A 13,502-nucleotide genomic window follows, 5' to 3' on the forward strand; every position below is an offset into this window, starting at 1 on the left:
GGTGAGAAATGCTGGGCTCGATGGCCGGGGCTGGGGGCGGGTGGGTGGGGGTCAGTCGTTGCGGTTGGCGAAGGCCATGAGTTCCGGGCCGCGGCGGTCGAACGCCTTCGCGCCGAGGTAGAGTCCGCCGAAGAGGGCGCCGAAGCCGAGCACGATGGCGGCGACAGGGGCGATCCCCAGCCAGAACGGGCTGAGCGTCAGGCCGAGCACCAGGAACACGATGATCGGCGACGCGAGGATCAGGATCGCGAAGAAGCTCAGCGCCTGCACCAGCGCGGCGGACGCGCCCGACGTCTGCGGCTGAGCGAATGCGCTGTCGCCCGGCTTGGTCGCCGGATACGGGAACAGGGCGGAGAACAGGCTGGACAGCCCGAGCCCGATCAGCAGGATCGCTCCGCTCAGCGCGCCCACCGCGGGAAGCACGGCCCAGTCGCCGTACACCGCTGCCGTGATGATGGAGCCGAGGACAACGACGGGGATGCCGACGAGCACGGGTGGGAACATCCTGCCCACCCTGTCGGCGATGCCCCGCGTGCCGGAGACGATGTGCAGCCAGAGCGCCGTGCTGTCGTATGCGACGTCGTTGTGGATCGTCCAGCCGAGGAAGAGGCAGACCAGCGGCAGAGGCACCAGCGACACGTAGTGCCCGGGGATCCCTGCCAGCGTCAGCGCCACGATCACGAACACGGGCACCACGGGGATCATCACCAGGGAGATCCAGTAGCGCGGATCGCGACCCCAGTACGTCATCGACCTGGCGGCGATCGCGGCGGTCGGGCCGCCCGTGAGCCTGCCGAACCAGCCGAGCCCGTGGTACGCCTTGGAGTGCGCCTCCCGCTGCGGTGTGACGAGCATCTTCGCCACGAGCGAGGTCCAGGCGAGCCAGAGCAGCCCGACCGTCGCCGCGGCGACGACGAGCTTCAGCACGGCGATGCCCCACGCGCCCTCGGCCGCCTCGCCCGGCACCGACCACACTGCGCCGAGCGGGGTCCAGCCGAGCCAGGCGGCGAACCCGGACAGCACGCCGAGGCCGTCGCGGCCCCAGTCGATCGTGATCAGCAGGATGATGACCGGCGCGATCAGCACGATGATGAGGATTCCGATGACCCCGCCGAACTCCCGCGACCTGCGAGTCGCGAGCAGGAACGACGCCACGGACGTCGAGACACGACTCGCCAGGATGCAGGTCAACACCAGCAGCACGGCGGACACGATCGCGATGAGCGTCGTGCCGACATCCCGCGACCAGGTGACCACCGTCGCGACGGCGCAGATGCTCAGCACGACCGACGGGATGCCGATCAGGGCAGCGAGCAGCAGGCCCGTCGAGAGCTGCCTGTTCGGGATGCCGAACAGCGAGAACGCGCGCGGGTCGAGGGTGTCGTCGACACCGAAGACCAGCGGGAGCAGGAAGAATCCGGCCACGACGATCGAGCCGACGACCACCAGGACGTGATGCACCTGGGCGATGTCGGGCACGAACCGGGCGGCGATGAGGCTGCCCACCACGACGACGGTGATGAGGAAGCCGTACACCAGCCCGACCGACAAGCCGACGACCTGCCACGGGCTTCGCCGGAAGGCGTTGCCCATGAGGCGCAGCTTCAGTCCGAGAAACTGTGCAACCACTCCATGCCCTCCGCTGCCTTGCGTCCGCCCGCCAGATCGACGAAACGCTCTTCGAGGGTCTGCTCTCCGCGCACCTCGTCGATGGTGCCCGCCGCGAGGACCTTGCCCTGCACGATGATCGCGACGCTGTCGCACACCCGCTGGATGAGGTCCATGCCGTGACTGGACAGCACGACCGTGCCACCGGCAGCCGCATACCGCTGCAGGATCTCGATGACGTTCGCCGCAGACACGGGGTCGACGGACTCGAACGGCTCGTCGAGCACCAGCAGCCTGGGCGAGTGGATCATCGCCGCGGCGAGGGCGATCTTCTTGGTCATTCCGGCCGAGTAGTCGGCGACCAGGCGGTCGAGGGCGTCCTCGATGCCGAACGCGGAAGCGAGGTCGGCGCTGCGCAGGCGCACGGTCTTGGCGCTCAGGCCGCGGAGCGTGCCCGAGTAGTGCAGGAGCTGGGCCCCGGTGAGCCTGTCGAACAGGCGGAGCTTGTCGGGCAGGACGCCGATGGCGCGCTTGGCGCGAACCGGGTCGGTCCATGCGTCGATGCCGTGCACGAGCACTCGCCCGGCGTCCGGCCGCAGCAGGCCGGTGACCATCGAGAGCGTCGTGGTCTTGCCTGCGCCGTTCGGGCCGACGATGCCGTAGAAGGAGCCCTCCTTCACGTCGAGCGACACACCGTCGACGGCGACGGTCTCGCCGAACCGCTTGTACAGGCCGGTGACGCTCAGCACGCTGGCAGCGGAGGACGGGGCCGTCCGCGTCGCAGCGGCAGTGGATGCGGCGGGCGCGGCGGGCGCTGCCACCTCGGCGGGCGCATCCACCTCAGCGGGCGCCGCCACCTCAGCGGGCGCATCCACCTCGATCGTGGCTGTGGTCTCGACGGGCAGCGCCGTCTTGGTCGTGCGCGGCTTGGTCGTCCGCGGGGCGCGCGGCGTCGCACTGCGCGTGCTCGACCCTGCTGCAGCAGCGGCCGTCTTCACAGCGGGAGTGCGCTTCGCAGGCGCCCTCGTGGCCGACTTCTTCGGAGGCGACGACACACCGTCCCCCTCTGTCGCATTCGCGGCCATCTCGTCCCCCGTCCGCTCCCCAGCGCTTGGTGCCGTGTCTTTCGTCGTGCGTCGTGGAGTCACTGGCGTGCGCGCCGTGACCGGCTCGGTGCTGTCTGGTCGCGCTTGCTCGGAACTCACCCAGCTAACGTACCAAGACGCCCGCGAGTTGTGAGCCCCACCCCGCCAACTGCCCGGGTCCCGCAGCCTAGGAAAGTCCTGTGAGGAACATAACGACCCAACAACGACATCGGTCAACCCCTGCCCCTCGAAAGGGTGCGCCGGTATTCTGGTCGAGGCATGAAGGGGTGTCGATACGCGTAAGTGCGGCTGAACCCTGGGCGAACCCTCTACCAGACTTCGGTTAAGTGGTGTCCAGCAGGTCATCATCTCCAGTCCGCACGGAACCCAAGGAGACAATTGTGACGACCCAGGTAGTGATTCTGGCCGCCGGCATGGGCAGCCGCCTCGGACGAAGCCTTCCGAAGCCGCTCACCGAGCTCAGCGACGGCCGCACCATCATGCAGCAGCAGTTCGACAACATCCACGCAGCTTTCGGCAAGGACGCCAAGGTCACCATCGTCGTCGGCTACAAGCTGGAGCACATCATCGAGGCGTTCCCCGACGCCTCCTTCGTCTACAACGAGCAGTACGACCAGACCAACACCTCGAAGAGCCTCATGCGCGCCCTGCAGGCGTCCGGCAACGGCGGAGTGCTCTGGATGAACGGTGACGTCGTCTTCGACCCCGCCGTCCTCGTTCGCGCCGCAGCGACCGTCAACCGCGACCAGACCTTCGTGACCGTCAACACCTCGTCGGTCGCCGACGAGGAGGTCAAGTACACCACCGGCGCAGAGGGCTACATCCAGGAACTCTCCAAGACCGTCAAGAACGGTCTTGGCGAGGCCGTCGGCATCAATTACGTGTCGAGCACCGACAAGGCCGCCCTGCTCCGCCAGTTGCAGCGCGTCGGCGACCAGGACTACTTCGAGCGAGGCATCGAGCTCGCCATCGAGCAGGACGCCCTGCTCGTCGAGCCCGTCGACATCTCCGACCTGTACGCCGTGGAGGTCGACTTCCAGGAAGACCTCGAGCGGGCGAACCTTTTCGTTTAGTCCAGGGTTTTTTCGTATAGTCGAATCCGCTGCGTGACGAGCACGCAGCTTCGATCAATACGATGGGTTCCGTGACCAGTACATTCACTGCCGTGCGCCCTGCGCAGCGAACGAAGTTCGCCCGCTACCGGCACTCCCTCTGGTTGCTGACGAAGCGCGATCTGCGCGTCCGGTACTCCACGAGCGCGCTCGGCTACCTGTGGTCGATCCTCGACCCTCTGGTGATGAGCGGCATCTACTGGCTGGTCTTCACCCAGATCTTCCACCGCGACGTCGGTGAGGAACCGTACATCGTCTTCCTGCTCGCCGCACTGCTCCCGTGGATGTGGTTCAACGGCGCGGTCTCGGACAGCACCAGAGCGTTCCTGCGCGAGTCGAAGCTCATCCGGTCCACGATGATCCCGCGCTCCATCTGGGTCAACAGGATCGTCGCATCCAAGGGCATCGAGTTCCTGCTCTCCCTCCCCGTGCTCGCGTTCTTCGCCGTCCTCGGCGGCGCCAAGGTGAACATCGACATTCTGCTGTTCCCGCTCGCCATCGTCATCCAGGTGATCCTGACCATGGGCGTCGGCCTGATCGTCGCGCCGCTCGTGGTGTTCTTCCGCGACCTGGAGCGCGCGATCAAGCTGTTCCTGCGCTTCCTCTTCTACGCATCCCCGATCATCTACAGCGCGCGCGACCTGGAGCACATCCACATCCTGAAAGACCTCGCGGCGTTCAACCCGCTCACCGGCCTGTTCAGCCTGTATCGCTCGGCGTTCTTCGCCAAGGAGCTCGACTGGTACCTGGTGATGATGAGCGCCCTGGTCTCGCTCGTTCTCCTCGGAATCGGCATCCTGGTCTTCCGCCGCAGCGAGCGCGCCGTCCTGAAGGAGATCTGATGCCGGAGTCCATCATCGACGTCACCGGGTTGGGTGTCCGTTTCCGGCGCAACCGGGGAGGGCGGCGCTCGTTCAAGGACCTGTTCAGCTCCCGTCAGCGACGCACGCGGCCCGATGACTTCTGGGCGCTCCGCAACGTCACCTTCGCCGTGAAGGAGGGCGAGTCGATCGGCGTCGTCGGCAGGAACGGCCAGGGCAAGTCCACCCTGCTGAAGCTCGTGGCCGGCGTCATGCTCCCCGACGAGGGCGCTGTGAAGGTCGAGGACGGCGTCGCGCCGCTCATCGAGATCACGGGCGGCTTCGTGGACGACCTGACCGTGCGCGACAACGTCTACCTGACCGCCGGGTTGCACGGCATGTCACGCTCGCAGATCGACGAACGGTTCGACAGCATCATCGACTTCGCCGAGATCCGCGACTTCGTCGACACCCCGTACAAGCATCTGTCCAGTGGGATGAAGGTGCGGATCGCGTTCTCCGTCATCTCGCAGCTCGAAGAGCCGATCATCCTCGTGGACGAGGTGCTCGCCGTGGGCGACCGCGGTTTCCGCGAGAAGTGCTACCGGCGCATCGAGGAACTGCTCGACGGCGGGAGGACGCTCTTCTTCGTGTCGCACAACGAGAAGGACCTCCGCCGTTTCTGCGACAGAGGACTGTATCTCGACAAGGGGTCACTGGTGCTCGACAGCTCCATCGACGAGGTGCTGGACCTGTACAACCGCGACTACGGAAGCTGATCGAAAACCCTGATCAGGTCGAATTCTTTGGGATGCTCCAATCCCTCCACAAAAAAGAATTCGAGGAGTTCTCCACAGAAGAGGCCCAGACGCCCGATCTGAGCGACCAAGCGTCGGACGCGATATTTAGAGTGTTTTCATGATCCACCGTCGCCGCGACCTCCGCAGTCCATCGTCCACCACTCAGCCCACCACCGCCGCCCATCGCGTGCCATGGGAGGTCGACCGAAGCGCCTCTCCGCTGTACCGCCTGGTCAACACCAGCAGGGAGGTGCTGCGCGGGGTCACCGTCAGCATCGCCGGCCGCTCCCGCCTGCGGGTGAGCGCCCCCGCCGTCGTCTCGCCAGGGGCAGCCGTCGAGGCGACCGTCACCGGCCCCGACCTCGCCGCAGACACCATCCTCGTCCTGCGGTGGTTCCGGCCGGACGGCTCGGAGTACCTGTGGAACGTCAGCTTCTGAACCGGGAAGATGGCATGTATTTTACATCCTTTATGCACACGGTGAGAGTGTCCGAGGCACGTCGACTCTGGCCCTGGACGCGAGATCGTCGTATTCATTGTTTATGTCACCAGAGCCTTTGTCCCCAGCCGCCGTGATCTTCGGGGCGCGCGTGCGCAACGTCCGCATCGAGCTCGGCCTCAGCCAAGAGAACGTCGCCGACCTCGCACAGATGCACGTCACCAACTACGGCAAGATCGAGCGCGGTGTCGCCAACCCGAGCCTCGTGACCATTCTGCGGATCGCGAGCGTTCTCGGCGTGGACGTCGCCGCTCTCACCGCTGAGCTGACCGGGGATCACCTCCCTGCCACCTACAGCGTTCTGCCCGCCGCGGAGTACCTGCGGTCACGGCACGATCGCTCCCCTCTCGGCCGCTGACCCGCCGCTTCCAGAACCGCGACCTCCGGCAGGGAGCCATCGCCACCACCGACAGGACAAGCATTCTGCGAGGAACACCGGGAAAATCAATCCCTGTGTTCCTCGCAGAATGTGCGCATACACTCGGGATCGATGGCAAAACAGCAGAAACCGCTCGTATCGGTCACCGGCGGACAGCAGACGGGGGCCGAGACGCCTCGCATGGTCAACACCACGCTCGACCGGCTGCTCGCGATCCACCGTCCCGCCGTGCTCGCGCATCTGCGGGGCATCCGTCGCAGGAACCCCGAGGCGAGCCCCGCTCAGATCGCAGCCATCCTGGAGCGTCGCTATCTCGCCGCGGTGACCACCGGCGGCGCGGCTGTCGGCGTCACCGCCGTCATCCCCGCGATCGGCACGGGCATCACCATTGCGCTCTCCGGCCTGGAGACGGCCGCCTTCCTTGAAGCGACGGCCCTCTACGCTCAGTCGCTCAGCGAGCTGCACGGCATCGCCGTCGACGACCCTGAGCGTGCTCGCGCTCTCGTCCTCACCATGATGCTGGGCAGGGAGGGCTCCGACCTGGTGCGCCAGTTGGCCGGCCAGGTCGCCGGAGGCGGAGCGGGACGGACCGCGTACTGGGGAGAGCTCGTCACCTCGAGCCTTCCGTCGATGATGGTCGGGCCGCTGGTCGATCGGCTGAAGAGCGCGTTCATCCGGCAATTCGCGGTGCGCGGCGGTGCCAGCGTGATCGGCCGAGCGATCCCGTTCGGGATCGGCGCCGTCATCGGCGGGGCCGGCAACAACATCCTCGGCCGTCGTGTCGTGCAGAACTCCCGGCTCGCTTTCGGCGGTGCGCCCGCCGTATTCCCCTCCGCCACAGACCCGGTCGTCCGTTCGGTCGCGGTCGGCGAGAAGAAGCCCGGCATCGCCGGGCGGTCCATCGCCGCGACGACCGACGGGGTGCGCCGGATGGGCGCGAGCGCTGGGAGCGCAGCGCTCCGCGCGGGCACCGTCCTGAAGGGGGCAGTGCCGCGCCGACGCTCAGCCTCCGCTCCGCAGGGCGAGCTGACCACGGGCGAACTGGCCCAGGGCGAACTGTCGTCGGCGCCGGACCCGAGCGCCGACGAGCGCGCAGACGACTGAGCGCGCTCACAAGCACAGAGGCTCACAAGCACAGAGGCTCACAAGCACAGAGGCTCAGCGGCAGCGAGGCTCAGAGCCTCAGAGCCTCAGAGCCTCAGAGGCTCAGAGCCTCAGACGATCGGGGGGCGCCCAGCGAGGGTCATGCGCCACACAGTGCGCCAGCGCAGCGGCTTCCGCTCTCCCGGGTCGGTGCGCCAGCCTTCCCGCCAGCCTCCGAACCACGCCTTCAGCACCGCCGGCTTCCTGAACCACCGGAGCACCTGGATGCCCGTCCACGATCCGACGTAGAGGGGCACGAGCACGCCGGGCAGGTTGCGTCGCGCCAGCCACACCCGGTTGCGGGCGTTGAGGCGGTAATAGTACGAGTGTCTCGTCGGCGAGACGGCGGGGTGGTTGGCGATCAGGTCGCCCGCGTACCAGGTGCGCAGCCCCTGGTCCCACACCTTCCAGGCCAGGTCGATTCCCTCGTGGGCGTAGAAGAACGGGGCGGCCCAGCCGCCGGCGGCGTCGAACACGCGTCGCGGGAGCACGATGACCGCCTCGCACACCGAGAAAACGTTGCTCGGGTGCGCAGGGTCGCCCTTGCGGATACGCGGGATCCATCGGCGAGGCGACATCGTGCCGGAGGGGTCCACGATGCGCGGCTGGATCATCCCGATGCCGGGGTCCGCATCCAGTTTGCCGATCGCGTCGGTGAGGAAGCCGGGCGACGGGATGCACGCGTCGTCGTCCAGGAACAGCAGCATGTCGCCGGAGACCAGGGGGACGCCCGCGTTCCGTCCCGCGGGGATGCCGACGTTCTCCGGAAGGTGCAGCGAGCGGACGCCGTCGGGAAGTGCCGGGTCGGACGTGGCAGGGTCCCAGCCGTTGCCGACGACGACCACGTCGGTCTCGACGCCCGTCTGCGCCAGCACGGAGTCGATCCCGCGGCGCAGCTCGACCGGCCGGGTGCCCTGAGTGAGCACCACGACCGCCACCCGACGGTCAGCCACGGACCCTCTTGGACGACATGATCGCCACGAAGTGCCCGATCAGCGCCAGCAGCGCCAGCGGCACGAGGACGGCCAGCAGGATGCGGTTGGCGAGCTGATCCCCGATGAAGAGGCCGACGATCGAGAAGACGAAGATCATGATCGTCAGCTCGACCGAGTGGTAGAGCCGGTGGAACGGCACGAAGCGAGCGGCGCGGCGCAGGCGGGCGATCACGCCGTGGGTCGGCGCGTACGCCGCCTGGGTGTCGGCCAGCTTGCCGAGGCCCGCGTTCGCCCTGGCGACGCGCACCATGTCGTTCAGGGCCTTGTTGAGCACGATGATGAGGGCCAGCAGGGTGCCGAGGTTGGTCCACAGGTAGTCGGCCGGCGCCTCGAACGGGTAGCCCGCCGCGCGGATGCCGAGCGCGATCGCGATCAGCGTCTCGGTGGAGTAGTGCCCGACGTTGTCGAGGAAGATCCCCGCGGGCGACGATGTCTTGCGCCAGCGCGCCACCTCGCCGTCGCAGCAGTCGACCAGCATCTGCAACTGGCCGAGGATGAGGGCGAGCGCGGCGCCGCCGATGCCGGGGATGAGCAGGCTCGCGGCCGTCGCCCATCCGGTGAGGATCATCAGTCCGGTGACGCCGTTGGCCGAGATCGAGGTCTTGAGCAGGAACCAGGTGAGGTACGGCGACAGGTTGCGCAGGTACAGCGACGCGGTCCAGTGCTCGGCGTTGCGGCGGCCGCGCACCTCGGGCGGCTGCGCGACCGCGCGCAGCTCGGCGATCGAGGTCGGGCGCGCTCCGTGCGCGCCGGTGCCTGGGGCTGACATGGCTACCTTCCCGTGTGGGCCGTGATGTTGCGGGTGAGCGAGAGGTATCCGAGGATGAAGCCGCTCCCCCAGCAGAAATGGATGCACGGCAAGACTACGAGAAACCAGAGGAACGAACGAAAGCCATCCTTGCGCCCCCACAGCATGGCGGAGACGAGGACGATCAGCACGTAGAACGCCGGGATGGCGAAGCCGATGAGCAGCCAGGGCGCTGCCCCGAGGATGGCTTGGACGATGCCGACGATCCCGAGGATCAGCCCGATGGCGACGCCGAGCACCATCAGGGGCGGCGCGAAGTAGCGGATGCCGTTGGCGGCGGGAAAACGGCGCGCGAGCTCTCCGCGCCAGACGCCGGTCGACACGAACTGTCTGGCCAGACGGTAGAGGTTGGGGCGCGGTCGGTATGTGACCTTGAGCCGCGGCGTGAACCACACCGTGCCGCCGGTCGCTCGCAGGCGGCGGTTGAGCTCCCAGTCCTGACCGCGCTTGATGTCCTCGTCGAACATGCCGACCTCGATCAGCCTGTCGCGCTGGAAGACGCCGAGGTACACCGTCTCCGCCGGTCCGGCTTCACCGCCGACGTGCAGCTTGGTGCCGCCGAGGCCGACGCGGCTGCCGTATGCGCGCGCGACGGCGCGCTCGAACGCGGTGGTGCCCTGCGCATCCATCAGTCCGCCGACGTTGTCCGCGCCGGTCTCCAGAATCGTCTCCACCGCGATGCGGGCGTAGTCGGTGGGCAGGACGGAGTGCGCATCCACCCGGATGACCACGGGGTAGTGCGACTGGCGGATGGCCAGATTGAGCCCGGCCGGCGTGGAGCCGACGACGTTCTCGACGATGTGGATGCGGTTGTCGACGGCCGCGAGGTCCTCCACGAGCTCCGTTGTGCCGTCCATGCTCGGGCCGAGCGCGATGGTCACCTCGAACGGTCCTGCGTAGTCCTGCGCGAGGAGACTGTCGACGGCAGCCCGCACGTGAGTGACTTCGTTCAGAACGGGCATCACGTACGAGACACCGGGGAGGGTGTGCACAGTGTTGTCCGGCATCGGTTCCATTCGTCGTTTTCGGGTCGTTCGAGCTTATCAGCCGCTCCCCGGCGCGCCTGGGAGCCCGCCACCCGAACGCCGCGAGGCCGCCCCGCTGCTGCGGGACGGCCTCGTGGTGGCGGTGCGGGCGATCAGCTCGCGGGGAGCGAACCGAGCGTGACCGTCGTGGTCTTGGTCTGGCCGTCGCGGATGTAGGTGACGTCCGCCTTGGCTCCGGCCGCGAGGGCGCGGACCTGAGCGGTCAGGTCGGTCGCGCTCGTGATCGGCAGGCCGTTGAAGTTCACGACCTCGTCGCCTGCCTTCAGGCCGGCGGCTGCCGCTGCCCCTCCGGAGGTGACATCCTTGATGATCGCGCCGACGTTGGTCGCCTTGGCGTCGGAGGACGAGTCGGTGACGGATGCGCCGAGCAGGCCGTGCGTGGCAGAGCCGTTCTTGATGATCTCCTGCGAGACGCGCTCAGCGAGGTTCGCCGGGATGGCGAAGCCGACGCCGATGCTGCCCGACTGGGTGCCGCTCGACGACGAACCGCTCGCGCTGGCGATGGCCACGTTGACGCCGATCAGCTCACCCTTGCTGTTGAGCAGGGCTCCACCGGAGTTGCCGGGGTTGATCGCGGCGTCGGTCTGGATGACCGGCAGCGAGATCGTCGCCGTCGTGGTGGTCTGCTGCTGCGAACCGGAGCCTGAGCCGCCCTGACCGGGGAAGTCGAAGTTCCACGGGTTGCCGTTGGTGTCTCCCCCGCTGCCGCCGGACGAGTCGTCGCCCGACTTGGGAGCCGCGGACGAGGCGATGCTGATGCTGCGGTTGAGGGCGCTGACGATGCCGTCGGTGACGGTGCCGGAGAGACCGAGCGGTGCGCCGATCGCCACGGCGGTGTCTCCGACGTTCAGCTTGCTCGAGTCGGCGAACTTCATCGGGGTCATCCCGGATGCGCCGTCCAGCTTGATCACGGCGAGGTCGGTGGTCGGGTCGGTGCCGACGATCTTCGCCGAGTAGATCTTGCCGTCGTTGTCCTGGACGCTGACGGTCACGTTCGAGGCCTGGCCGTCGAGGGTGACGACGTGCGTGTTGGTGAGGACGTAGCCGTCCGAGGTGAGGACGATGCCGGAGCCCGTGCCCCCCTCGCTCGAGCCGGTCACCGAGATGGTGACGACGCTCGGCGACGCCTTCGCGGCGACGGCGGTGACCGTCGTGGCGTTGTTGGCGTCGTTGACGGTGATGTTCTGCGGGCCGGAGACTGTCTTGATGGTCGCGTTGTTGGAGCTGGTCGCCGCGTAGATGCCGACTCCCGCTCCCGCTCCGGCGACGCCGCCGATGAGGGCGCCGATCGCGAGGGTCGCGATGATCATGCCGGTGTTGCGCTTCTTCGCCGGCTTGTCAGCCGTCGCAACGCCGGGGGCGGTCGCGTACGGCCCGTGCTGGGCGTGCGGGGCGTACGGCTGCTGCGGTGCGCCCTGGTATGCGGGCTGGCCGAACGAGCCGTTCCCGTAGTTGGGCTGCTGCGCGGTCGGCTGCTGCGCGGTCGGCTGCTGGCCGTACGGCTGCGGCGGCACCGGCTGGGTCGGCTGGGTCTGGTTGGCGGCCGGAGCGATGGGCGCTCCCGGCTGCGGGAGGGTGGGCTGCGCATCCGTCTGCTGAGCGGCCGGCGCGGCGGCCGGAGCTTCCCAAGCCGGAGCGGCGGGAGCGGCCGGAGCGGCGGGAGCGGCCGGCGCAGCGTCAGCGGCCGGCGCAGCCTCGGCAGCCGGAGTGGCCTCCGCCGGGGTCCGGCCTTCGGCGTTGACGGGGGTCTCGGCTGCAGCACCCGCGACCGACTCGGTGTCGGCGTCGTGCTGGGCCTTCGCGGGCTCCGGAGTGATCGGGGTGTCAGTCATGGTGTGTTGCTCCTTCCAAGCACTGACAGCTTGGGATGCGAACCTGGGTGTTCTATTTGCGGCCCCTGTGGACGAGCTACTGCCTGTCAATGACTCTGCACAACGTACCGAATGCGTGCGACGACCGACACCCCGTAGGTTGGAACAACACGACGCGGAGAGGATGGTCCCATGACGGTGTCAGGCGCGTGGAAGCGCGCGGCGAGCGGAGCAGGGCTGCTCGGCGCAGACGGTTCGATCGCTGCGACGATCTTCGCCGAGATGAGCGCTCTCGCCGTGCGGACGGGCTCGATCAACCTCGGCCAGGGCTTCCCGGACGAGGACGGACCCGCCGTCGTGCTCGACGCCGCGGTGGCCGCCATCCGCTCCGGAAAGAATCAATACCCGCCCGGCATCGGCATCCCGGACCTGCGGCACGCCATCGCCGAGCACCAGCAGCGCTTCTACGGGCTCACCATCGACCCCGACCGCGAGGTCCTGGTCACCGCGGGCGCCACAGAGGCCATCGCGGCCACCCTGCTTGCGCTGCTGCAGCCGGGCGACGAAGTCGTGACCTTCGAGCCGTTCTACGACGCGTACGGCGCGCTGATCAGCCTGGCCGACGGCAGGCACCGCACGGTCCCCCTTCGCCTTCCCGGCTTCCAGCCCGACCTCGACGAGCTGCGGGATGCGGTCACCGACCGCACCAGGATCATCCTCGTGAACTCCCCGCACAACCCGACCGGCACGGTGCTGAGCACCGAGGTGCTGCAGACGATCGTGGAACTGGCCGACGAGCACGACGCCATCATCGTGACGGACGAGGTGTACGAGCACCTGACGTTCGGCGTGCCGCACGTGCCGATCGCGACGCTGCCGGGGGCGCGGGAGCACACGGTGAGCATCTCCTCCGGCGGCAAGACGTTCAACACCACGGGGTGGAAGGTCGGCTGGCTCACCGCCCCGGCCGAGCTCGTGACAGCCGTCCTCGCGGTGAAGCAGTTCCTGACCTATGTCAACGGCGCGCCGTTCCAGCCGGCCATCGCGGCCGGGCTCCGGCTGGGTGACGACTACTTCACCGGCATCGCCGCGACGCTCAGGCAGAAGAAGGATCTGCTGTCGGACGGGCTGCGCGCCGCGGGCTTCGGGGTCGCAGACTCCGACGGCACATACTTCGTCGTCGCCGACGCCGCTCCCCTGGGCTTCGCCGACGCCGTGACGTTCTGCCGTGAGCTGCCCCACCTCGCCGGGGTGGTCGCCGTGCCGCTGTCCGCGTTCTGCACGGACGCGTACGCCGCGGGGACCGCATCCCTCGTCCGGTTCGCGTTCTGCAAGCGCACCGAGGTGCTGGAGCGCGCGGCCGCACAGCTCTCCGACCTGCGGCGCTGACGCCGA

General features: G+C 68.1%; 13 protein-coding genes. 7 read left to right on the top strand and 6 right to left on the bottom strand.

Going from position 1 to position 13,502, the window contains the following annotated elements:
- Window positions 1–51: 51 nt before the first annotated feature.
- A complete protein-coding gene (locus ACYVGI_RS10530) occupies window positions 52–1,629 on the bottom strand; it encodes a hypothetical protein (protein ID WP_460632574.1) in 1,578 nt (525 codons plus the stop codon).
- The gene (locus ACYVGI_RS10535) at window positions 1,605–2,693 is read right to left on the bottom strand and encodes an ABC transporter ATP-binding protein (RefSeq protein WP_460632575.1); all 1,089 of its coding nucleotides are present in this window, start codon (window positions 2,691–2,693) and stop codon (window positions 1,605–1,607) included. Before ACYVGI_RS10535 ends, ACYVGI_RS10530 begins: the two co-directional genes overlap by 25 nt.
- Window positions 2,694–3,094: 401 nt before the next feature.
- Between ACYVGI_RS10535 and ACYVGI_RS10540 the strand changes: the two genes are divergently transcribed.
- The 6 genes from ACYVGI_RS10540 (at window position 3,095) to ACYVGI_RS10565 (ending at window position 7,408) form a co-directional block, all read left to right on the top strand.
- On the top strand, window positions 3,095–3,787 hold the full coding sequence (locus ACYVGI_RS10540) for a phosphocholine cytidylyltransferase family protein (RefSeq protein ID WP_055892599.1): 693 nt from the start codon (window positions 3,095–3,097) through the stop codon (window positions 3,785–3,787).
- Window positions 3,788–3,849: 62 nt separating this feature from the next.
- Entirely contained in the window at window positions 3,850–4,668 is an 819-nt protein-coding gene (locus ACYVGI_RS10545; protein WP_460632576.1) for an ABC transporter permease, read from the top strand.
- A complete protein-coding gene (locus ACYVGI_RS10550; RefSeq protein WP_460632577.1) occupies window positions 4,668–5,405 on the top strand; it encodes an ABC transporter ATP-binding protein in 738 nt (245 codons plus the stop codon). The genes ACYVGI_RS10545 and ACYVGI_RS10550 overlap by 1 nt, the downstream gene beginning before the upstream one ends.
- A 139-nt stretch (window positions 5,406–5,544) precedes the next feature.
- On the top strand, window positions 5,545–5,865 hold the full coding sequence (locus ACYVGI_RS10555; protein WP_460632578.1) for a hypothetical protein: 321 nt from the start codon (window positions 5,545–5,547) through the stop codon (window positions 5,863–5,865).
- Window positions 5,866–5,968: 103 nt separating this feature from the next.
- Window positions 5,969–6,283, top strand: a complete 315-nt coding sequence (locus ACYVGI_RS10560; protein ID WP_460632579.1) for a helix-turn-helix domain-containing protein — start codon at window positions 5,969–5,971, stop codon at window positions 6,281–6,283.
- Between the two features lie 132 nt (window positions 6,284–6,415).
- Window positions 6,416–7,408: a hypothetical protein gene (locus ACYVGI_RS10565; RefSeq protein ID WP_460632580.1), complete on the top strand. Its 993-nt coding sequence runs from the start codon at window positions 6,416–6,418 to the stop codon at window positions 7,406–7,408.
- A 110-nt stretch (window positions 7,409–7,518) separates the two neighbouring features.
- Here the strand turns inward: ACYVGI_RS10565 and ACYVGI_RS10570 are convergent, their stop codons facing one another.
- From ACYVGI_RS10570 to ACYVGI_RS10585, 4 genes are all read right to left on the bottom strand, one after another.
- The gene (locus ACYVGI_RS10570) at window positions 7,519–8,400 is read right to left on the bottom strand and encodes a glycosyltransferase family 2 protein (RefSeq protein WP_460632581.1); all 882 of its coding nucleotides are present in this window, start codon (window positions 8,398–8,400) and stop codon (window positions 7,519–7,521) included.
- Window positions 8,393–9,211 (bottom strand): CDP-alcohol phosphatidyltransferase family protein, encoded by an 819-nt coding sequence (locus ACYVGI_RS10575; RefSeq protein WP_460632582.1) that lies wholly within the window; start codon window positions 9,209–9,211, stop codon window positions 8,393–8,395. The genes ACYVGI_RS10570 and ACYVGI_RS10575 overlap by 8 nt, the downstream gene beginning before the upstream one ends.
- A 2-nt stretch (window positions 9,212–9,213) precedes the next feature.
- On the bottom strand, window positions 9,214–10,257 hold the full coding sequence (locus ACYVGI_RS10580; RefSeq protein ID WP_460632583.1) for a glycosyltransferase family 2 protein: 1,044 nt from the start codon (window positions 10,255–10,257) through the stop codon (window positions 9,214–9,216).
- Between the two features lie 131 nt (window positions 10,258–10,388).
- Complete coding sequence (locus ACYVGI_RS10585) at window positions 10,389–12,128, bottom strand: S1C family serine protease (RefSeq protein WP_460632584.1); 1,740 nt, start codon at window positions 12,126–12,128, stop codon at window positions 10,389–10,391.
- Window positions 12,129–12,299: 171 nt separating this feature from the next.
- On the opposite strand from ACYVGI_RS10585, the gene ACYVGI_RS10590 reads away from it, so the two are divergent.
- The gene (locus ACYVGI_RS10590) at window positions 12,300–13,496 is read left to right on the top strand and encodes a pyridoxal phosphate-dependent aminotransferase (protein ID WP_460632585.1); all 1,197 of its coding nucleotides are present in this window, start codon (window positions 12,300–12,302) and stop codon (window positions 13,494–13,496) included.
- Window positions 13,497–13,502: the final 6 nt, after the last annotated feature.

Source organism: Leifsonia lichenia (assembly GCF_054780215.1).

Bases quoted from the DNA above. Each gene is read 5' to 3' on its own strand.
- ACYVGI_RS10535 (WP_460632575.1), bottom strand. From the start codon at position 2,693: ATGGCCGCGAATGCGACAGAGGGGGACGGTGTGTCGTCGCCTCCGAAG.
- ACYVGI_RS10545 (WP_460632576.1), top strand. From the start codon at position 3,850: ATGGGTTCCGTGACCAGTACATTCACTGCCGTGCGCCCTGCGCAGCGA.
- ACYVGI_RS10550 (WP_460632577.1), top strand. From the start codon at position 4,668: ATGCCGGAGTCCATCATCGACGTCACCGGGTTGGGTGTCCGTTTCCGG.
- ACYVGI_RS10555 (WP_460632578.1), top strand. From the start codon at position 5,545: ATGATCCACCGTCGCCGCGACCTCCGCAGTCCATCGTCCACCACTCAG.
- ACYVGI_RS10560 (WP_460632579.1), top strand. From the start codon at position 5,969: ATGTCACCAGAGCCTTTGTCCCCAGCCGCCGTGATCTTCGGGGCGCGC.
- ACYVGI_RS10565 (WP_460632580.1), top strand. From the start codon at position 6,416: ATGGCAAAACAGCAGAAACCGCTCGTATCGGTCACCGGCGGACAGCAG.
- ACYVGI_RS10575 (WP_460632582.1), bottom strand. From the start codon at position 9,211: ATGTCAGCCCCAGGCACCGGCGCGCACGGAGCGCGCCCGACCTCGATC.
- ACYVGI_RS10580 (WP_460632583.1), bottom strand. From the start codon at position 10,257: ATGCCGGACAACACTGTGCACACCCTCCCCGGTGTCTCGTACGTGATG.
- ACYVGI_RS10585 (WP_460632584.1), bottom strand. From the start codon at position 12,128: ATGACTGACACCCCGATCACTCCGGAGCCCGCGAAGGCCCAGCACGAC.
- ACYVGI_RS10590 (WP_460632585.1), top strand. From the start codon at position 12,300: ATGACGGTGTCAGGCGCGTGGAAGCGCGCGGCGAGCGGAGCAGGGCTG.